General features: G+C 75.1%; 20 protein-coding genes, 1 pseudogene and 1 riboswitch. Of the genes and pseudogenes, 13 read left to right on the forward strand and 8 right to left on the reverse strand.

Annotated features, from left to right (window positions below):
* Positions 1-324: 324 nt before the first annotated feature.
* Both ACFVXG_RS24730 and ACFVXG_RS24735 read left to right on the forward strand, forming a co-directional pair.
* Positions 325-744, forward strand: a complete 420-nt coding sequence (locus tag ACFVXG_RS24730) for a YciI family protein (RefSeq protein WP_387930581.1) — start codon at positions 325-327, stop codon at positions 742-744.
* Positions 717-2,060, forward strand: coding sequence for an RNA polymerase sigma factor (locus ACFVXG_RS24735; protein ID WP_387930582.1), 1,344 nt, complete (start codon positions 717-719; stop codon positions 2,058-2,060). Before ACFVXG_RS24730 ends, ACFVXG_RS24735 begins: the two co-directional genes overlap by 28 nt.
* 252 nt (positions 2,061-2,312) lie before the next feature.
* Here ACFVXG_RS24735 and ACFVXG_RS24740 read toward each other — a convergent pair whose 3' ends face one another.
* Positions 2,313-2,825, reverse strand: a complete 513-nt coding sequence (locus ACFVXG_RS24740; protein ID WP_387930583.1) for a cupin domain-containing protein — start codon at positions 2,823-2,825, stop codon at positions 2,313-2,315.
* Between the two features lie 99 nt (positions 2,826-2,924).
* On the opposite strand from ACFVXG_RS24740, the gene ACFVXG_RS24745 reads away from it, so the two are divergent.
* Positions 2,925-3,575 carry a hypothetical protein gene (locus ACFVXG_RS24745; RefSeq protein ID WP_387930584.1) on the forward strand — a complete coding sequence of 217 codons (651 nt, stop codon included), beginning with the start codon at positions 2,925-2,927 and terminating at the stop codon, positions 3,573-3,575.
* 55 nt (positions 3,576-3,630) lie between these two features.
* Positions 3,631-5,118, forward strand: a complete 1,488-nt coding sequence (locus tag ACFVXG_RS24750; RefSeq protein WP_387930585.1) for an alpha/beta hydrolase — start codon at positions 3,631-3,633, stop codon at positions 5,116-5,118.
* Here ACFVXG_RS24750 and ACFVXG_RS24755 read toward each other — a convergent pair.
* Together ACFVXG_RS24755 and ACFVXG_RS24760 are read right to left on the reverse strand one after the other, a co-directional pair.
* A complete protein-coding gene (locus ACFVXG_RS24755) occupies positions 5,073-5,564 on the reverse strand; it encodes a hypothetical protein (protein WP_387930586.1) in 492 nt (163 codons plus the stop codon). The genes ACFVXG_RS24750 and ACFVXG_RS24755 overlap by 46 nt on opposite strands.
* A gap of 1 nt (position 5,565) precedes the next feature.
* Positions 5,566-6,126, reverse strand: a complete 561-nt coding sequence (locus ACFVXG_RS24760) for a DinB family protein (RefSeq protein WP_387930587.1) — start codon at positions 6,124-6,126, stop codon at positions 5,566-5,568.
* Between the two features lie 65 nt (positions 6,127-6,191).
* Positions 6,192-6,276: riboswitch (ZMP/ZTP riboswitch) on the forward strand.
* 62 nt (positions 6,277-6,338) lie between these two features.
* Here ACFVXG_RS24760 and ACFVXG_RS24765 point away from each other — a divergent pair.
* Positions 6,339-7,166 carry a bifunctional 5,10-methylenetetrahydrofolate dehydrogenase/5,10-methenyltetrahydrofolate cyclohydrolase gene (locus tag ACFVXG_RS24765; RefSeq protein WP_387930685.1) on the forward strand — a complete coding sequence of 276 codons (828 nt, stop codon included), beginning with the start codon at positions 6,339-6,341 and terminating at the stop codon, positions 7,164-7,166.
* Positions 7,167-7,235: 69 nt separating this feature from the next.
* Here ACFVXG_RS24765 and ACFVXG_RS24770 read toward each other — a convergent pair whose 3' ends face one another.
* Positions 7,236-8,138, reverse strand: coding sequence for a LysR family transcriptional regulator (locus ACFVXG_RS24770; protein ID WP_387930588.1), 903 nt, complete (start codon positions 8,136-8,138; stop codon positions 7,236-7,238).
* Between the two features lie 71 nt (positions 8,139-8,209).
* Between ACFVXG_RS24770 and ACFVXG_RS24775 the strand changes: the two genes are divergently transcribed.
* Positions 8,210-8,995, forward strand: coding sequence for an NAD(P)-dependent oxidoreductase (locus ACFVXG_RS24775; RefSeq protein ID WP_387930589.1), 786 nt, complete (start codon positions 8,210-8,212; stop codon positions 8,993-8,995).
* A 342-nt stretch (positions 8,996-9,337) separates the two neighbouring features.
* Here the strand turns inward: ACFVXG_RS24775 and ACFVXG_RS24780 are convergent.
* Positions 9,338-10,592 (reverse strand): annotated as a pseudogene (locus ACFVXG_RS24780) (RNA-guided endonuclease InsQ/TnpB family protein).
* Positions 10,593-10,649: 57 nt separating this feature from the next.
* Between ACFVXG_RS24780 and ACFVXG_RS24785 the strand changes: the two are divergent.
* From ACFVXG_RS24785 to ACFVXG_RS24805, 5 genes are all read left to right on the forward strand, one after another.
* On the forward strand, positions 10,650-10,796 hold the full coding sequence (locus ACFVXG_RS24785) for a hypothetical protein (RefSeq protein ID WP_387930590.1): 147 nt from the start codon (positions 10,650-10,652) through the stop codon (positions 10,794-10,796).
* Positions 10,797-10,979: 183 nt separating this feature from the next.
* The gene (locus ACFVXG_RS24790; protein WP_387930591.1) at positions 10,980-11,819 is read left to right on the forward strand and encodes a BPL-N domain-containing protein; all 840 of its coding nucleotides are present in this window, start codon (positions 10,980-10,982) and stop codon (positions 11,817-11,819) included.
* 220 nt (positions 11,820-12,039) lie between these two features.
* Positions 12,040-13,287 (forward strand): FAD-dependent monooxygenase, encoded by a 1,248-nt coding sequence (locus ACFVXG_RS24795; RefSeq protein WP_387930592.1) that lies wholly within the window; start codon positions 12,040-12,042, stop codon positions 13,285-13,287.
* Between the two features lie 17 nt (positions 13,288-13,304).
* Complete coding sequence (locus tag ACFVXG_RS24800) at positions 13,305-14,075, forward strand: MerR family transcriptional regulator (protein WP_387930593.1); 771 nt, start codon at positions 13,305-13,307, stop codon at positions 14,073-14,075.
* Positions 14,075-14,269 (forward strand): hypothetical protein, encoded by a 195-nt coding sequence (locus ACFVXG_RS24805; protein ID WP_387930594.1) that lies wholly within the window; start codon positions 14,075-14,077, stop codon positions 14,267-14,269. Before ACFVXG_RS24800 ends, ACFVXG_RS24805 begins: the two co-directional genes overlap by 1 nt.
* A gap of 3 nt (positions 14,270-14,272) precedes the next feature.
* On the opposite strand, the gene ACFVXG_RS24810 is transcribed toward ACFVXG_RS24805, so the two are convergent.
* Positions 14,273-14,689: a VOC family protein gene (locus ACFVXG_RS24810; protein ID WP_387930595.1), complete on the reverse strand. Its 417-nt coding sequence runs from the start codon at positions 14,687-14,689 to the stop codon at positions 14,273-14,275.
* Positions 14,690-14,693: 4 nt separating this feature from the next.
* Positions 14,694-15,074 (reverse strand): helix-turn-helix transcriptional regulator, encoded by a 381-nt coding sequence (locus ACFVXG_RS24815; protein ID WP_387930686.1) that lies wholly within the window; start codon positions 15,072-15,074, stop codon positions 14,694-14,696.
* A gap of 180 nt (positions 15,075-15,254) precedes the next feature.
* Here ACFVXG_RS24815 and ACFVXG_RS24820 point away from each other — a divergent pair, with 180 nt between their 5' ends.
* Both ACFVXG_RS24820 and ACFVXG_RS24825 read left to right on the forward strand, forming a co-directional pair.
* Positions 15,255-15,887 (forward strand): carbonic anhydrase, encoded by a 633-nt coding sequence (locus ACFVXG_RS24820; protein WP_387930596.1) that lies wholly within the window; start codon positions 15,255-15,257, stop codon positions 15,885-15,887.
* A gap of 143 nt (positions 15,888-16,030) precedes the next feature.
* Positions 16,031-16,666 carry a flavin reductase family protein gene (locus tag ACFVXG_RS24825; protein ID WP_387930597.1) on the forward strand — a complete coding sequence of 212 codons (636 nt, stop codon included), beginning with the start codon at positions 16,031-16,033 and terminating at the stop codon, positions 16,664-16,666.
* Positions 16,667-16,687: 21 nt separating this feature from the next.
* On the opposite strand, the gene ACFVXG_RS24830 is transcribed toward ACFVXG_RS24825, so the two are convergent.
* Positions 16,688-17,329, reverse strand: coding sequence for a hypothetical protein (locus tag ACFVXG_RS24830; RefSeq protein WP_387930598.1), 642 nt, complete (start codon positions 17,327-17,329; stop codon positions 16,688-16,690).
* Between the last annotated feature and the right edge of the window lie 469 nt (positions 17,330-17,798).

A 17,798-nucleotide genomic window follows, 5' to 3' on the forward strand; every position in this document is an offset into this window, starting at 1 on the left:
CCCGCCCCGCACCGGCCGGGTCGCTCGGGGGCTGTCCCCAGGTCCCCCGCGGGTCGTGGGGGGTTGGGGGGGGGGTTGGGCCCCGGCCCACGCCGCAACGGGGCATCGGAGCGGGTGCTGTTCGGCGGCCCGGCCGGTGCTGGCCGGGCCGCTGTTGTTCGGCGGGTCCCCCGGTCGCCCGGGCGTACGGGCGGCGGGGCGGGCGGGGGGTGTCGGTGGGAGGGAATATCGTCCGTCTTCGTCGAGGGTGTCGATCCGCGGGGGCGCCGTTCGACCTTGGGGTGGAGAGGGTCGGGAGGCGGCCCCCGTCGAAGGAGGTTCGTGATGGCGAAGTACATGCTGATCATGCGGGGCACGGACGAGTCCGTGGCGAAGATGATGGAGACGCCCTTCGAGGAGATGCTCGAGACCGTGGGGCGCTTCAACGAGGAGCTGATCCGCGCGGGCGTGCTGGTGGCCGCCGAGGGGCTGGACGACCCGTCGCAGGGCGTGGTGGTCGACTTCGGCGGGGAGGCGCCGGTGGTCACCGACGGCCCGTACGGGGAGACGAAGGAGCTGTTCGGCGGGTTCTACCTGATCGACGTGGCCTCGAAGGAGGAGGCGGTGGAGTGGGCCAAGCGGCTGCCGGCCCTGCCCGGTTCCAAGTGCGAGGTGCGCCGGGTGCCGGGCATCGAGGAGTTCCCGCAGGACAACGAGTGGATCGTCAAGGAGCGGGCGTGGCGCGAGCGGACCGGCCAGCTCTGATGCCCGCGGCCACCGACGGCCCGCCGGGCGCCGAGGCCGCCCGGCGGGCCGTCGAGGCCGTGTGGCGGATCGAGTCCGCGCGGATCATCGGCGCGCTGGCCCGCTACACCGGGGACTTCGCCCTGGCCGAGGACGTCGCCCAGGAGGCGCTGGCCGAGGCCCTGGTCGCCTGGGCGCGCGACGGCGCCCCGGCCGACCCGGTGGGCTGGCTGCTGGCCTGCGCCCGGCGCCGGGCCATCGACGCCTTCCGCCGCACCTCGGCGCTGGACGAGCGCTACACCGCGCTGGCCGGCGCCCTGGCCGAGGGCCAGTTCAGCGCGGGCTCGGCCGGCGGGCCCGCACCGGCGCCGGACGACCTGCCGTTCGACCCGGACCGGGTCGACGACGACGTCCTCGCCCTGATGTTCACCGCCTGCCACCCGGTGCTCTCCCCCGAGGCCCGGGTGGCGCTCACCCTGCGGGTGGTGGGCGGCCTGTCCAGCGAGGAGATCGCCCGGGCGTTCCTGGTCCCGGTGCCGACCGTGCAGGCCCGGATCACCCGCGCCAAGAAGACCATCGCCGCCGCGCACGTCCCCTTCGAGCTGCCGCCGCAGCGCGAGCGCCGGGCGCGGCTGGGCGCCGTCCTGAGCGTCCTGTACGTGGTGTTCACGGAGGGCTCGACGGCCACGGCCGGCACCGACCTGCTGCGCCCCGACCTCGCCTACGAGGCGCTGCGGCTGGCCCGGACGCTGGCCGCCCTGCTGCCCGACGAGCCGGAGGTGCACGGGCAGCTCGCCCTGTTCGAGCTCACCGCCTCGCGCTTCCCGGCCCGCACCGGCCCGGACGGCGAGGCGGTGCTCCTGGAGGACCAGGACCGGCGCCGCTGGGACCACTCGGCGATCCGCCGCGGCCTGGCCGCCCTCGGCCGGGCCGCCGCCCTGGGACGGGGCCTGGGCCCGTACGGCCTCCAGGCGGCGATCGCGGCCTGCCACGCGGCGGCGCCGTCGGTGGCCGACACCGACTGGGAACGGATCGTGCTGCTCTACGAGGCGCTCGGCCGGGTGGCGCCGTCCCCGGTGGTCGAGCTCAACCGGGCGGTGGCCGTCGCGATGGCCGAGGGGCCGGGGCCGGCGCTCGCCCTGGTCGACGACCTGGCCGTCTCCGGGCGCCTCGCCGGCTCGCACCTGCTGCCGGGGGTGCGCGGCGAGCTGCTGACCCGCCTGGGCCGCACCGCCGAGGCCCGGGCCGAGCTGGAGCTCGCCGCCCGGCTGTGCCGCAACGCCCGCGAGCGGGCGGTGCTGCTGCGCAAGGCTGCGGCGCTCGACTCCGCAGGGTGACCGAATGTATGGCCCCGCGTCCGACGTGCGGACGCGGGGCCGTACAGCTCGACCGCTCACCTGCTCAGCGGCTCACCTGCTCAGCACTGGGGCCGGCGGCCGTGGTTGGCCCCGCGCCTGGCCCGGGCCTTCTTCTTGCGACGGCGCTTCGACGACATGGCGACTCCTCTCGCAGCCGGGACCCTGATCCCCTGGCCTTCCACCGTTCCACACCCGGCCCGCCCCGGCCCGTCGAGCGGCCGGGTCGAACGGTCAGGCCTGGCCCGCCAGGGCGGCGCGCCAGGCGGGGCTGTCCACGTAGTGGTTGTCGAAGCGCTCGGCGGAGGCGGCGATCGCGCCCGGGTCGGTCTCGCCGCGCATGACGGTCCCGAGCAGGCGCAGGTAGTCGAAGCGGTCCATGCCGGGGGCGAACATGAACAGCACGTCGGCCTCGGCGCCCGGGGCGGCGGCGAAGGCGTGCGCGGTGTGTGGGGGCACGGCCAGGAAGTCGCCCCCGTTCAGGACGGTGACCTCCTCCCCCACCAGGACCCGCAGCGAGCCGCTGATGACGAAGAACAGCTCCCACGCCCGGGTGTGGAAGTGCGCCGGGGCCCCGACCGCGCCCCGGGCGAAGGCGGAGCGGTAGACGGTGAAGCCGCCCTCGCCGGGGGCCGTCTCGGCGAGCAGGGTCATGGTGGCGCTCGGGTCGGCGCAGGTCTCGGCCTCCGCGTGGCGGGCCAGGACGGGGGCGGCGGGGGCGGGGGCGGTGTTCTTCGTCGTCGTCATGTGACCAGACTAGGAGCGGAAAGACCCATGATCCTGGGGCAATCCAGCACCGTTTCCATGGGTCAATTCCGCTCGCGGGGCCCGTGGCAGACTGGCCCGATGACGACCGCCGCACCGAACGGCGCACCGACCGCCGCGCCGACCGACGACGAACTCCTGGACCGACAGCGCGCCTTGCAGGCCGAGGCCGACGAGGTCCACGCCGATCTGGGCCTGGACGCCCTGCTCGGCGCGCTCGGCACCCCGGTACGGGTGGGCAGTTCGGCCCTGGGGCTGATGGTGCGCCGGGACCTGGACGTCACCGTGGTGTGCCCGCGCCTGGACGCCTCCGCCCACGAGCGGGTGGCCGCCGCGGGGGCGCGCCTGGCGCTGCACGAACGGGTGTGGCAGGTGCGCTTCCGCAACGACACCGGGGTCTGGAACCAGGAACCGTACGACTACCCGGACGGCCTCTACCTGGGGCTGAACTACCGCTCACCCGCGGGCCTTTCCCAAGTCGGCCGGACCTGGAACGTCGACCTGTGGTTCGTCGACGACCCTGACCGCCAGCCCGACCTCGCCCACCTGCGCGACCTGCCCCCGCGGCTGACCGAGCAGACCCGCCTGGCGATCCTGCGGATCAAGGACGCCTACGCCGGGAGCCCGGAGTACGGTCGGGGCGTGCGCAGTTGGGAGGTCTACCGGGCGGTCCTGGACGAAGGGGTGCGCACCCCGGAGGAGTTCGAGCGCCACCGCACCGGGCTCTCCTGAGGCTCTCCTGAGGCCGCCAACGCCCGTGCGGAGGAGGGACTTTAGGGTGGGCGTCATGAAGCCCGCCCTGGTACTCGCCGCCGCCCTGGCCCTGTCCGCAGCCGCCGCCCCTTCCTCCGCTGCCACTCCCACGGCCGACCCGCTGGAGCGCTTCCACCACCAAAGCCTCGCCTGGGGCCCTTGCCAGGACGCGGAGTTGGCCGCCGCCGGCGCGGAGTGCAGCACGCTCACCGTCCCGCTCGACTACCGCGCGCCCGACGGCCGCACCCTCCCCATCGCCGTCTCCCGGATCCGCGCCGCCGACCCCGCCGCGCGGCACGGCATCCTGCTGTCCAACCCGGGCGGCCCCGGCAACCGCGGCCTGGCCCTGCCGGTCGCGCTGCGCGCCCAGCTGGCCCCCGCCGCGGCGGGGGCCTACGACCTGATCGGCATGGACCCGCGCGGGGTGGGCGCCAGCGGCGGCCTCGACTGCGGCCTGAACCACGGCAGTTGGCTGCGCTCGAGCGGCAGCGGCCCGGCCGGCTTCCGGGAGAGCTGGCGCCTGGCCAAGGCGGACGCCGACGCGTGCTGGGGCAAGTACCCGGACCTGCTGCCCCACCTGACCACCCTCAACACCGCCCGCGACCTGGACGTGCTGCGCGCGGCCCTGGGCGAGCAGCGCACCTCCTTCTTCGGCCAGTCCTACGGCGCGCTGCTGGGCGCGGTGTACGCGCAGCTGTACCCGGGCCGGGTGGACCGCCTGGTGCTGGACAGCGCGCTGGACCCGGCCCGCTACGGGGTCGGGGCGTTCCAGGACATGGCGGCCGCCAACGAGCGGGCGCTGGACGACTTCGCGGCCTGGGCCGCGCCGCGCGACGACACCTACCGGCTGGGCGCGACGGCGGCGGCGGTGCGCGCCACCGTGCAGGGCCTGGTGCGCCGCGCCGAGGCGGCGCCGATCGCGGTCGACGGCTTCCGGCTCGACGGCGCCGTGCTGCCGTTCCTGCTCACCCTCTGCCAGGGCGACGACCGCGACAGCGCCGACTACGCGGGCGTGCTGCGCCAGTTGCTGGACGCCGCCGACGGCAAGCCGGTACAGGCGGGCCCGGCCCTGCACGCGCTGCTGACCGCCGTCCTGGCGCCCGACCCGGCGGCCGGCGCCGACCTCGCCGCCGCGATCGGCTACCTGTGCGACGACGTGGCCATGCCGCGCTCGCCGGGGTGGTACGCCGCCGCCGTCGAACGCTCCCGCGCCACCCGGCCGGTCTTCGGCCCGGTGTTCAACGGGCCCATCCCGTGCGCGAGTTGGCGCAGCTCCCCGGAGGAGCCGCTGGTCCAGGTGCGCAACGCGGTGCCCGCCCTGCAGATCCACTCCACCGGCGACACCCACGCCCCGTACCCGGGTGCGCTGGCCCTGCACGCCCGGCTGTCCGGCTCCCGGCTGCTCACCGTCCCGGGCCGGATCCACACCGTCCTCCTCAACGGCTACAGCCCCTGCGCCCAGCGGGCCGTCGACGCCTACCTGTCCACCGGCGTACTGCCCCCGGCCGACGCCACCTGCTGACCGTCCGGCCGGCGCTCCTCCAGGTGGCGCCGGCACACGTCACGGAAGCGCGGGTGGCGCTCGGCGATCGCGGTGAGCGCCACCCGCATCTCGGCGGCCGTGGGCAGCGGGTACGCCTCGTGGTGCAGGGCCAGGTGCAGCCGGACGGGGTCGTCCGAGTGCCGCACCCAGTCGTCCAGGGTGAGCTTCATGGACGTGCCGTTGTCGGTGCCGGACCACGCGGCGACGTTCAGGAAGACGGCGCCCTGCCCGGCCGTGGCCCATCCGGCGTGCACGGCCCGGGCAACGGGTTCGGCGATGTCGTCGGCGCCGTGGGCGGCGATGAAGTCGTCCACGGCGTCGAACAGTTCGTCCGGCAGCTCGGCCGCGTCCGGCGGCAGCGGCACCGCGCACAGCCGCCGCAGCGCGGCCCGGACCTCGGCGGAATCGGCGCCAGCAGCCCTCACGTCACTGGCCCACGCGGCCGTCCACGCACTCGCGCAGCAGGTCGGCGTGGCCGCAGTGGCGGGCGTACTCCTCGATGCGGTGCACCTGGAGTTCCCGGACCGAGAGCCGCTGCTTGCCGAGGCGCTCCCCCAGGTCCAGGTGGGCAGCCAACTCGGCGTCCAGGGCGGCCTGTTCGCGCTCCAGGTCGCGCCAGGCGGCCTCGACCAGGGCCGGGTCGGCGAGCGCGCCGTCGAAGTCGGCGTCGCGCGGGCCGTACAGCTTGGGCAGCGGCTCGTCCGCGCGGATCCAGTTGTGCCAGTCGCGCTCCACCTCGGCCAGGTGGCGCACCAGGCCGAGCAGGGACATCGTCGAGGGCGGCACCGAGCGCCGGGCGAGCTGCTCGGCGTCCAGGCCCTCGCACTTCATCCGCAGGGTGTGGCGGTAGTTGGTCAGGCAGTCCTCGAGGGTGGCGGCTTCGCCGTCCGGGGCGGGGCCTTCGCTGTTGCGCGGGTCGTCGGCCGGGTCGGCCCACATGTCGGGGTAGACGGTGGCCTGGGTCCATCGCTCGGGTCGCTCGCTCATCCCCGCATGATCGCCCGCAACCGCCCTGCCCTTCAACCGAGTTCCCACCGCGCTCGGCTACCCTGGCAGCGGGCCGTGACTGGCGCTGGGGTGGAGTACCACCGGGGAGCGGCCTGACATCCGTCGATGCCGTGCGCCTGGGCGACTCGTACGAGCTCAGGAGCACCCCCGTGACCGACACCCCCGTGACCGATCGCCGGCAGGCCCGTCTGATGGACGGCACCGGCCCGGCCCGCCGGATCACCGGGACCAGTGCGGCCGCGGCCGCCGAGCTGCACCGGCGCACCGGGACGGCGCCCTGTCTGGCGACCGTCCTGGTCGGCGAGGAGCCGGCCTCGGTGACGTACGTCCGCATGAAGCGCGCCGCCTGCGCCCGGGCGGGCATCGCGTCGCGGCACGTGGCCCTGCCCGCCTCGGTGAGCACCGCCGAACTGGTGGACGTGGTCGGCGGGTTGTCCGCGGATCCGGGGGTGCACGGCATCCTGGTCCAGCACCCGGTGGGCCCGCACCTCGACGAGCGCGCCGCGTTCGAGGCGATCGCCCCGGAGAAGGACGTCGACGGGGTGACCACCCACTCCTTCGCGGCGATGGGCTTCGGCCTGCCGGGCTTCGTCTCCTGCACCCCGGGCGGGATCGTGCGGCTGCTGGACGAGTACGGCGTCGACCTCGCGGGCAAGCACGCGGTCGTGGTGGGGCGCAGCGCCATCCTGGGCCGGCCGGCGGGCCTGCTGCTGCTGGGGCGGGACGCCACCGTGACGTACTGCCACTCGCGCACCGCGGACCTGCGCTCGCTGGTGCGGGAGGCGGACGTGCTGGTCGCGGCGGTGGGGCGGCCGCGGTTCATCGCGGGGGCGGACGTCAAGCCGGGCGCGGTGGTGGTCGACGCGGGCTACCACCCGGGCCCGGTGGGCGATGTGGACTTCGAGACGGCCCGGCTCCGGGCGTCCCTGATCACCCCGGTGCCCGGTGGGGTGGGGCCGATGACGATCGCGGTGCTGCTGGCCCAGACGGTGGAGGCGGCGGAGCGTCAACTCCGGTGAACGCCGACTCCGGTGAGCGTCAGCTCCGGTGACTCCCGGCCGCCGCTTGAGCGTCAGCCCCGGTGAGCGTCAGCTCCGGTGAGCGCGCGCCGCCGCCCGCAGGAAGCCGAGGAAGCCGGCCACCGCGGGCGGCACCCGCTGCCCCCTGCGGGTGGCGGTGGCGACGTGCCGGACGGGGGTGTCCTGGGGGTGGAGGGGGACCAGGACGATGTCGGGGCGGGCGGCGCGGGCGGCCAGCGACGGGATGAGGGTGGGGCCCAACCCGGCGGCGACCAGGCCGAGTTTGGCGGCCCAGGCGCCGACGGCCCACTCGATGCGGGGCTGGAAGCCGCTGCGCAGGCAGGCGGCGAGCAGGGTGGATCCGGGGTCGCGGCGGGCGGCGATCCAGGGTTCGTCGGCGAGTTCGGCCAGGCGCAGGCGGCGTCGGTGGGCGAGCCGGTGGCCGCGCGGGAGGGCGACCAGGACGGGGTCGGCGAGCAGCGGTCGCAGGTCGAACTGGTCGGTGTCGTAGGCGTCCTGGGGGTCGTCGGCGTAGGAGGCGACCACGGCGAGGTCGATGGTGGCGTCGGCGAGGCGGTCGAGCAGTTGGACGGTGAGGCCTTCGGTGAGGGTGGTCTCGACCTGCGGGTGGGCGGCGCGGAAGGCGGCGAGGGCGCTGGGGACGAGTTCGGCGTTGGCGCTGTCGAAGGCGCCCACCCGCAGGCGTCCGGTGTCCAGTTCGGTGAGCGCGACGAGGTCGCGGCGGGTGGTGTCGAGGCGTTCCAGCAGGGCTTCGGCGTGCGGGAGCAGGGCCCGGCCGTGTTCGGTCAGCCGGACGCCGCGGGCCAGGCGGTCGAACAGCGGGGCGCCCAACTCGGCTTCCAGGGTGGCGATCTGGCGGGAGACGGCGGACTGGGTGAAGCCGAGGCGCTCCCCGGCGGCGGTGAAGGAGCCCAGGTGCGCGACGGTGCGGAAGACGTCCAGCCAAGCCATGTCCATTCTGCATGAGTACCATGCGAGACATTCGTTTGTCGCCTGGCTCGTGGGTGCCTAGCGTGGTGGCCATGGAAAAGATCGCCTTTCTGGGCCTGGGCCGGATGGGGCTGCCGATGGCCCGCCGCCTGGCCGCCGCCGGCTACCCGCTGACCGTCTGGAACCGCACTCCCGGCCGCGCCGACGGCCTCACCGAGGCTTCGAGCCCGGCCGAGGCCGTGGCCGGGGCCGGCATCGTCGTCACCATGCTGGCCGACCCGCAGGCCGCGGCCGAGGTCGCCGGGCAGTTCACGGCCGCGCTGGCGCCCGGCACCCTGTGGATCGACATGTCCTCGATCGGCCCGCGCGCCGTGGCCGGGCTGCGGGAGCAACTGCCGGACGGCGTCGCCCTGGTGGACGCCCCGGTGCTGGGCAGCGTCGGCCCGGCCGCCAGCGGCGGGCTGACCGTCTACGCGGGCGGCGAGGACGCCGACCTGGAGCGCGCCGAGCCCGTGCTGTCCCACCTGGGCCGGGTGCGCCGCTGCGGCGGCCCGGGGACGGGGGCGGCGCTGAAGGTGGTGGTGATGGGCGCGATCGTCGCCTCGGTCGCCGTACTGGACGAAGTGCTGTCGGTGGCGGGCGAGTTGGGCGTGCCCCAGGAGCAGGCGCTGGAGGTGCTGGCGGCCGGGCCGCTCGCGGGGGTGGTGGCCCGGGCGCGCAGCGCCGAGTCGGACTTCCCGGTGCGGCTGGCCGCCAAGGACCTCGCCCTGGCGGGCGGCGGCCCGCTGCTGGCGGCGGCCCGGCAGGCCCTGCTGGCGGACCCGTCGATCGCCGAGCGGGACCTGTCGGCGGTGGTGACGGCGCTTCGGGAGGACTGACGCCCACCGCCGTGAAGGGCGGGCCCGGCTCGGAGGAACGTCCAGCGCCGCCCCGCCCGCGGCGCGGCCCGCTTGGTGCCGCCGCCGATGGCCCGTCCGGCGCGCCGTCCGGTGTAGTGGGGTGTTCCCACCGCCACCGATGAAGGGCGTCCCTTGTCCGCTCGCAGCGCCGTGCTCGGCGTCGTCCGACTGGCCGGGCCCCGGCTGCCCGTCGTATCCTTCCTCGCCCGGCTGCCCGCCGCGCTGTGCCCGACCGGGACGCTGCTCATGGTCACCGCGCTCGACGGGGTGGGCCGCGGCGGGGCGGTCTGGTCGGCGATGGGGTTGGCATCCTCCCTGCCCCTACCGGGCGGGGATTCCTCCCGCGCCTGCGGTACGGATGTCCGTGGTCCGCTGGTCGCCGAGGTGGGTTCCCCGTTCAACGGGCCGTGCCTGGCGTGGGATCGCCACGCCTGGTCTTACCGGCCCTCCAGGGGCGTTTAGCCTGTCCGTCTGCCCGGCGGCCAGGATGTTGCGAGCAGCGTTGAGGTCACGGTCGTGCACCACACCGCACACCGAACAGGCCCACTCCCGGACGTGCAGGGATTTGGGTCCGTCACGGTGCCCGCACTCCGAGCACAGCTGGGAGGACGGGAACACCCGGTCCACGATGCCGACGTACCGCCCGCACCGGGCTGCCTTCTCCTCGAGCAGGCGCCGGAAGGTGGCCCATCCGGCGTCGTGCACCGACTTGGCCAGACGGCCCCGGGCGAGGCCGCGCACGTTCAGGTCCTCCAGAAACACCGCTTGGGTCTCGCGGACGATCCTGGTGGTCTGCTTGTGCAGCCAGTCCCTGCGGCTGTCGGCCACCTTGGCGTGCGCCCTGGCGACCTTCTCGCGGGCCTTGGCCCGGTTCTTCGACCCCTTGGCCTTACGGGACAGCTCCCGCCTGCGCCGCCTTGAGCTTCTTCTCCGCTGTGCGCAGGAAACGCGGGTTGTCGATCACGCTGCCGTCGGAGAGGACGGCGTAGGTGGTCAGCCCGAGGTCGATGCTGACCTCGGCATCGACCTCGGGCAGGTACTCGGGTTCCACCTCCACCACGAACGAGGCGTGGTACCGGCCTGCCGAATCCAGCAGGACCGTCACCGATGACGGGTCAACCGGAAGCCCGCGGGACCACTTCACCCGCACATCGCCGATCTTCGCCAGATTCAGCTTCCCGTTCGAGCGGATGCGGAACCCGTTGCGGGTGAACCGCAACGACTGCCGGGCATCACGCTTCGACTTGAACCGTGGCAGCCCGACCGGCCGACCGAAACGTTTCCCGGACACCGAGTCGAAGAAGTTCCGGTAAGCCGTATCCAGGTCCCGGAGGGACTGGATCAGCGGGTCCACCCCGACCGAGGCGAGCCACGCGCGTCCAGGGGTCCTCTTCGCCGCCGTAATGACCTGCTTCTGCAAGTCGGTGCTCTTGGGGTAGGGCAGGCCGCCCTTACGGGCTTCCTTCCGCGCCGCGAGAGCGTCGTTGAACACCACCCGAGCACACCCGAACGTCCTGGCCAGCAGAGCGCGCTGACCTGACGTCGGATAGAGGCGATACGAGTACCGAAGGTGCACATCATCAACCTACCCGGGGTCACTGACACTGACAGTCGCAACTGGGTCCCGATGGGAGTGGCTCGGCCTCGGACTGACGCCCTGCTGTCCTGCGGCGCCGGGGCGCTGGCCCTGCTGCTGGTACTGGCGCTGGTGCGCCCGCGGCGCTTCCCGCCGGCCCGGGCGGCGGCGCCGCTGCCCGCGGTGGCGGCCGTGTCCTCCTGAGCCCCGTCCCCTGAGTCCCCGTCCTCCTGAACCCCCATCCCCTTCCTGAGCCCCCCGGGGCCGTCAACCGCGCGCCTCGCGTTCACCCGGTCAGGGGGGCTGGTGTGCGGGCCGGGGTGCCCGGCACGTAGCGTCGTGGCGGCGGACGGCTACGGCCCGGGGAGGGCGGCAGGAGTGCAGGTCATGAGGGCTGGACGGGGTGCGGCGGCGTTGGTGCTGGCGGCGGTGGTGCTGGCGGCTTCGGCGTGCGGGGCGTCCCCGTCCGGAGGCGGGGGCGGCGGGAACGGCGCCGCCCGGGCGGAGCAGGCGCCCCCCACGGGCGGTCCGGACCCGCAGGGCCGTCCGGTGGCCCTGGTCTACCGGGGCCCGGCGGCCTGCGAGGGCTGCCCGGAGGCGGCGCACGACCTGCTGGAGCACGACGGCTACGCGGTGCGCTACATCGGGCCCGGGGAGCAGGTCCGCTTCGGCCCGGACGCGCTGTCCGGCGCGGCGCTGTACGTGCAGCCGGGCGGCACCAACGGGCAGGAGGTGTCCACCGCCTGGCGCCTGATGCAGCGCGACCCGGGCTTCTCCCCGGAGCTGGTGCGCGCCTACGTGCGCGGCGGCGGGCACTACCTGGGCCTGTGCATGGGCGGCTACCTGGCGGGCCGCGAGCCCGGCTTCGGCCTCCTGCCGGGCGACTCCGGGCAGTACATCAGCTCCGGGGGCGCCACCGTCACCGACGAGCAGGACCACCTGGTGGACGTCTCCTGGCGCGGGCAGCCGCAGCGGATGTACTTCCAGGACGGCCCGTACTTCGACGTGGACGGCCCGGGCGCGGACGTGCTGGCCCGCTACACCAACGACCGGGCCGCCGCGGTGGTGGCCGGCTACGGGGCGGGCCGGGTGGCGGTCAGCGGGCCGCACCCGGAGGCGCCGGCGGACTGGTACCGCGACTACGAGCTGTCGGACGAGTCGCGGACCGGCCTGGCCCTGGGCGAGGACCTGCTGCACACCCTGATGGGCACCGCGCCGAAGCCCTGACGCCCCCGCTCCCACCCCTGACCTACCCCCGACCCGACCCTGAGCCGTCCCCGACCCGTCGGCCCGCCCCCGCGCGCACTAGTGCACCCGCGGACGCCGCCCGCCTGCGCAAAGCCCTCCCCACAGCCCCGGAAGTGCCCTAGTGCACTAGTGCATCAGCCCCAAATAACCGCAGAACACGGCTTGTTGAGCGCCATGCGTACGGCGTACGGTTGCGGACATGGAGAACACCGACATCCTCATCTCCGGCGCCGGCATCGCCGGCCCCGCCCTCGCCTACTGGCTGCGCCGCCACGGCTTCAACCCCACCGTCGTCGAGCGGGCCCCCGCCCCGCGCCCCGGCGGGCAGGCCGTCGACCTGCGCGGCGCCGGACGCACCGTCATCGAGCGGATGGGCCTGATGGAGCGCGCCCGCGCGCTGTGCGTGGAGCAGCGCGGCATCGCCCTGGTCGACAGCCGCGGCCGGCACGCCGCCCGGATGCCCGTCGAGCTGTTCGAGGGCGAGGGCATCGTCTCCGAGGTCGAGATCCTGCGCGGCGACCTCGCCGAGCTGCTCCAGCAGGCCACCGACGGCGTCGAGTACCTGTACGACGACACGATCACGGCCCTGGCGGAGGACGCCGACGGCGTCACCGTCCACTTCGAGAACTCCCCCGCCCGCCGCTTCGGCCTGGTCATCGGCGCCGACGGGCTGCACTCCGTGGTGCGCCGCCTGGCCTTCGGCCCCGAGCAGGACCACTACCGCCCGCTCGGCGGCTACCACTGCTGGTTCACCGTCCACGACCCGGCGCTCGCCCGCGAGTTGGACAGCTGGTTCCTGATGTACAACGCCCCCGGCGGGCTGGTCGCCGCCGCCCGGCCGGGCCGGCTGCCCGGCGAGGTCAAGGCCTCCCTGGCCTTCCGCTCCGAGCCGCTCGCCCTCGAGCGCGGCGACGACGCCGCCCGGCGCCGCCTGCTCGCCGCCCGCTTCGCCGGCGCCGGCTGGCGGGTGGAGCGCCTGGTCGCCGGCATGGCCACCGCCGAGGACTTCGCCTTCGACTCCTTCGGCCAGATCCACCTGGAGCGCTACAGCCGCGGCCGCGTCGCCCTGCTGGGCGACGCCGGCTACAGCCCCAGCCCGCTCACCGGCCTGGGCACCAGCCTGGCTCTGGTCGGCGCCTACCTGCTGGCCGGTGAACTCGCCGCCGCCGCGGGCGACTTCACCACCGCCTTCGCCCGCTACGAGGAGCGGATGCGCCCCTACGTCACCCGCGCCCAGGAGCTGCCGCCCGGCGGCGTCAACGGCTACGCCCCCGACAGCGCCCTGATGATCCGCCTGCGCGCCGCCTCGATGCGCTGGATGGGCCGCTGGCCGCTGCGCACCATCCTGGCCGCCCAGTTCGCCAAGGCCGGCGACATCGCCCTGCCCGACTACCCGCTGCCCGCACCGACCCGCACCCACCCGGGACTTGCACCTCACGCGGCGTGAGGAGGGATGCTCGTGCCATGCCCTCCGTTGAACAGACCTGGAAGGTCGGCCCGCTCGCCGAGGCGAGCGGCCTGACCGTACGCACCCTGCACCACTGGGACGAGCTCGGCCTGCTCTGCCCCTCCCGGCGCACCGCCTCCGGCCACCGCGCCTACACCGAGCCGGACGTCGTGCGCCTCTACCAGATCCTCGCCCTGCGCCGCCTGGGCCTGGGTCTGGAGACCATCGCCACCTGCCTGGACGCCGGCGTCGACCCGAGGCGGCTGGTGCGCGAGCACCTGGCCGCCACCGAGGCCTCGCTGGCCGCCCTGCGGGACCTGCACGAGCGCCTGGGCCACCTGGACACCGAGCTCGCCGCCGAACGCGAGCCCGGCACCGCCGACCTGCTGCGCCTGGTCCGGGCCGTCGGCGCCACCGGTCCCGCCGCCGACGAGGCCCTGCGCCGCCACCTCGACGAGGACCAGCTGCACGCCCTGGCCGACCACGCCGCCGCCCTCGGCCCCGCCGCCCACTACCTGCTGGAGGTCGAGTGGCCCCAGCTCTACCGCCGCGCCGAGGCGCTGCGCACCGCGGGCGCCGACCCCGCCGACCCCCGGGTGCGACGCATCGCGGCCCGCCTCGACGAGCTCTCCCGCCTCTTCAGCGGCGGCGACACCGCCCTGTCCGCCGCCGTGCGCACCGCCTGGCGCGAGGAGCCGGCCGCCCTGTCCGGCGACCCCGACGCCCCCGCCGACGCCTGGGCCGACCTGCGCACCTTCCTCGACCGGGCCCGCGGGGCCGCGTCGTGATGCCCCGCCAGGCGCGGCTGCGCATCGCCCTGCTGAGCACCCTGCCCGTCCTGGCGGTGACCGTCCTGGCGCTGTTCCCGCTGGCCCTGGCCGGCCTGTTGCCGTGGTCGGTGCCGCCGGCCGTACTGCTGGCCCAGGGCGTCCAGGCCTGGCTGGTCCTCCACCGCCTGGGCCGCCCGACGAGCAGCGGCTGACGGCTACTCGGCGCGCGGCTGGTTGAAGCGCAGCATGTTGCCCGCCGGGTCGCGGAAGGCGCAGTCGCGCACGCCGTAGGGCTGGTCCATCGGCTCCTGGAGGACTTCGGCGCCGGCGGCGCGGATGCGCTCGAAGGTGGCGTCGCAGTCGTCGGTGCGGAAGATGACGCCGCGCAGCAGGCCCTTGGCCAGGAGTTCGGCGGCGGCCCGGCGGTCGTCCTCGGAGGCGTGCGGGTCGGCCAGCGGGGGCTCCAGGACGATCTCCACCCCGGGCTGCTCGGGCGAGCCGACGGTGACCCAGCGCATCCCCTCGAAGCCGACGTCGTTGCGCACCTCGAAGCCGAGCACGTCGCGGTAGAAGGCGAGCGCCTTGTCGTGGTCGTCGACGGCGATGAAGCACTGCGCGAGTTCGATGCTCATGGCATCAAGTTACGGGAGGGGGCCCGCCCTTCGCCTCCGTACGGCGCACCGGGCGGGTGCGGATCTTGGCGATGCAGGCGGGGATGGGCTCGCCGTCGGCGTGGTCGCGGGAGCGGTAGGCGCTGGGGCTCTCGCCGACCAGTTCGGTGAAGCGGGTGCTGAAGGAGCCCAGCGAGGTGCAGCCCACCGCCATGCACACGTCGGTGACGCTGAGGTCGCCGCGCCGCAGCAGCGCCTTGGCCCGTTCGATCCGGCGGGTCATGAGGTAGCTGTACGGGGTCTCCCCGTAGGCGGCGCGGAAGCTGCGGGAGAAGTGGCCGGGCGACATCAGCGCGGTACGGGCCAGCGCGGGCACGTCCAGCGGCTGGTCGTACTCGCGGTCCATCCGGTCGCGGGCCTGGCGCAGCCGGACGAGGTCGGCGAGGGGTACTCGGGTGGGCACACCGGAAACCGTACCGGGCGCCTCGGACGCTCTCCCCCGCCCGGCGGCGACCCGCTCGCGCCCCCGGCCCCCGGCTGCGGCCCCCGGCTGCGGCTCCCAGCAGCGGCGATCTAGGGTGGCCGCATGATCTCCTCCCCGATATCCGGTCCGATATCCGACCCCGCCGAGGCCCTGCGGGTGCTGCTGGACGGCAATGCCCGTTTCGTCGCGGGCAGCCCCGAGCACCCCAACCAGGACGCCGGGCGGCGGGCGGCGCTGGCGCCGGCGCAGAAGCCCTTCGCGGTGCTGTTCGGCTGTTCGGACTCCCGGCTGGCCGCCGAGATCATCTTCGACCGGGGCCTGGGCGACCTGTTCGTGGTGCGCACCGCCGGTCATGTGACCGGCGCGGAGGCGCTGGGCAGCGTCGAGTACGGGGTGGCGGTGCTGGACTGCCCGCTGGTGGTGGTGCTCGGGCACGACTCGTGCGGCGCGGTGGCGGCGGCGCTGGACTCCCTGGAGCAGGGCAGGCTGCCCGGCGGCTTCGTGCGGGACGTGGTGGAGCGGGTGACGCCGAGCGTGCTGTCGGCGAAGGCGGCGGGCATCGAGGACCCGGACGCGATCGTGGACGAGCACATCCGCCAGACCGTGGACCTGCTGCTGGAGCGCTCCCAGCTGCTGGCCGCCCGGGTCGCCGAGGGGCGGGCCGCGGTGGTGGGCCTGTCGTACCGGCTGACCGACGGCCAGGCCCGTACGGTCGCCGTGCGCGGCCTGGGCTGACCCCGGCGCGCGGGTAGCGGGTACGGGAGCGCCGTGTCCGATCTCCGCCAGCGCCGGGGCGCGGGCGGGGGCAGAGTCGGTGTCCGGCCGCGGATCATCCGGTCCGGGCCGGCGACTCACCAGATGCGAGGACGGCTCTTCCCGTGCACAAGGTCACCGATCTCAAGGTCCTGTACTTCGGCACCCCCGTGGTGCTGATCGGCTCGCGCAACGAGGACGGCAGCGCGAACCTGGCGCCGATGTCCTCGGCCTGGTGGCTGGGCCAGTCCTGCGTGCTGGGCCTGGGCAACAGCTCCCAGACGTCGGCCAACCTGCGGCGCGAGGGCGAGTGCGTGCTCAACCTGCCCTCGGCGGCGCAGGTCGACGCCGTGGACGCCCTCGCGCTGCTGACCGCCAACCCGACGGTCTCCGAGAACCGGCGGGCGCAGGGCTACCGGCACGAGCGGGAGAAGTTCGCCGTCGCCGGGCTGACCGAGCTGCCCGGCGAGCTGGTGCGGGCGCCGCGGGCCGCCGAGTGCCCGGTGCAGCTGGAGTGCCGGCTGGAGGAGGCCAGGCCGCTGGCGGGCAACCCGGGGTGCACCGCCTTCGAGGTCTCCGTGGTGCGTGCCCACGTGGACGAGCGCCTGATCGTGCCGGGCACCGACCACTACGTGGACCCGGTCGGCTGGGACCCGCTGATCATGAAGTTCTGCGAGTTCTTCGGCGAGGGCCGGCGCCTGACCCCCTCGCGCCTGGCCGAGGGCTGGCGGATGCCCGGCCGCCTGCCGGCCGCGGTGTGAGGCGACCGGCCGCTGCCGTGCTCAGGGGGCGACGGTGGCCCCGCAGGAGTCGCACACCCTCGTCGCGGGCAGTTCCAGGAAGCAGTTCGGGCAGATCGCCGGCGGGCGCGGGACCGTCGCGGCGGCCGCGGCGGCGGTGGCGCCCTTCGCGGTGCTGCCCTTCGCGGTGGCGGCCTTCTTGCGGGTCACCGTGGTGGTGAGCCGCGGGGCCAGCGCCGGGATGCCGCCGTCGGCGGGCAGGTCGGCGCCGAAGTGGCGGTAGCAGGCGAGCCGGGCGGCGGCGGCGTGCTGCTCGCGGTCCATCTCGTCGAGGATCGGCGGCTGTCCGGCGACCTCCAGCACGTCCTGGTAGCCGGCCCCGACCATGCCGTCGGTGGCGTGCACGACCAGGGCGGTCAGCGGCGGGTCGCCGCGCCGGTGGGCCTCGCGCACCACCAGGGCCAGCACCTTGCCGATCCAGTGCCGCTGGTTGACGCTGGTGCGCACCCCGGAGGCCTGCTGGACGGCCTCGGCCAGCTCGGCGTAGGTGATCACCGCGTGGTAGCGGTGGGCCACGTCCACCAGGGCCGGGTAGGCCGCCCTGGTCCATACGATGTGCGCCTGGCTGACGGCGACGGCCGAGCCGTCCGCGTCCCGCCAGTAGCCGCGCTGCTGCTGCGTCATCCGTCCGCCCCTTGTCCCGTGGCGCCTGTCGGCCCCCGCCGGGAGCGAGGCTACCCCGCTCCGGTGTCCGGTTTCCTGTCGGGGGCGCCCCCGGGGGCTTGACTTCAAGTGCTGTTGAAGTCGTCAAATGGGTGCCGACCGCAGCCGTACGGGCTTCCGCGGTCGATGCCCCGCCCGTACGGGAACGGACCGGGGCCGGGGCCGCCTCCTTCCGATCGTGCCGTTGGCGGCCCCGGCCCTTGTCACCCGGGCCTTGTCATCCGGCCGTACGGGCCCTGTCCGGCCACGGTTGCCGGTCACAGCCCTTCACAATTGCCGTGTACACGCCCACAGTCCCCCAAGTCCGGGCAAAGCAGAAGCGGGGGGGGGCCCCGGCGCCGCGACTGGGCGCCCCCCGGGGGGGGCCGGCGCGGGGGGGGGGGGGGCAAACAGGCGGGCCGCGCGCCCCCGCGCGCCGCGGGCGGCGCGG

This window comes from Kitasatospora sp. NPDC058162, from assembly GCF_042884005.1.
GTDB lineage: Bacteria > Actinomycetota > Actinomycetes > Streptomycetales > Streptomycetaceae > Kitasatospora.

Coding starts and splice junctions, on each gene's coding strand:
- ACFVXG_RS24800 (WP_387930593.1), top strand. CDS start 13,305: ATGCCCTCCGTTGAACAGACCTGGAAGGTCGGCCCGCTCGCCGAGGCG.
- ACFVXG_RS24750 (WP_387930585.1), top strand. CDS start 3,631: ATGAAGCCCGCCCTGGTACTCGCCGCCGCCCTGGCCCTGTCCGCAGCC.
- ACFVXG_RS24815 (WP_387930686.1), bottom strand. CDS start 15,074: ATGGACCGCGAGTACGACCAGCCGCTGGACGTGCCCGCGCTGGCCCGT.
- ACFVXG_RS24745 (WP_387930584.1), top strand. CDS start 2,925: ATGACGACCGCCGCACCGAACGGCGCACCGACCGCCGCGCCGACCGAC.
- ACFVXG_RS24770 (WP_387930588.1), bottom strand. CDS start 8,138: ATGGCTTGGCTGGACGTCTTCCGCACCGTCGCGCACCTGGGCTCCTTC.
- ACFVXG_RS24830 (WP_387930598.1), bottom strand. CDS start 17,329: ATGACGCAGCAGCAGCGCGGCTACTGGCGGGACGCGGACGGCTCGGCC.
- ACFVXG_RS24790 (WP_387930591.1), top strand. CDS start 10,980: ATGAGGGCTGGACGGGGTGCGGCGGCGTTGGTGCTGGCGGCGGTGGTG.
- ACFVXG_RS24810 (WP_387930595.1), bottom strand. CDS start 14,689: ATGAGCATCGAACTCGCGCAGTGCTTCATCGCCGTCGACGACCACGAC.
- ACFVXG_RS24760 (WP_387930587.1), bottom strand. CDS start 6,126: ATGAGCGAGCGACCCGAGCGATGGACCCAGGCCACCGTCTACCCCGAC.
- ACFVXG_RS24775 (WP_387930589.1), top strand. CDS start 8,210: ATGGAAAAGATCGCCTTTCTGGGCCTGGGCCGGATGGGGCTGCCGATG.
- ACFVXG_RS24740 (WP_387930583.1), bottom strand. CDS start 2,825: ATGACGACGACGAAGAACACCGCCCCCGCCCCCGCCGCCCCCGTCCTG.
- ACFVXG_RS24820 (WP_387930596.1), top strand. CDS start 15,255: ATGATCTCCTCCCCGATATCCGGTCCGATATCCGACCCCGCCGAGGCC.
- ACFVXG_RS24795 (WP_387930592.1), top strand. CDS start 12,040: ATGGAGAACACCGACATCCTCATCTCCGGCGCCGGCATCGCCGGCCCC.
- ACFVXG_RS24805 (WP_387930594.1), top strand. CDS start 14,075: ATGCCCCGCCAGGCGCGGCTGCGCATCGCCCTGCTGAGCACCCTGCCC.
- ACFVXG_RS24730 (WP_387930581.1), top strand. CDS start 325: ATGGCGAAGTACATGCTGATCATGCGGGGCACGGACGAGTCCGTGGCG.
- ACFVXG_RS24765 (WP_387930685.1), top strand. CDS start 6,339: ATGGACGGCACCGGCCCGGCCCGCCGGATCACCGGGACCAGTGCGGCC.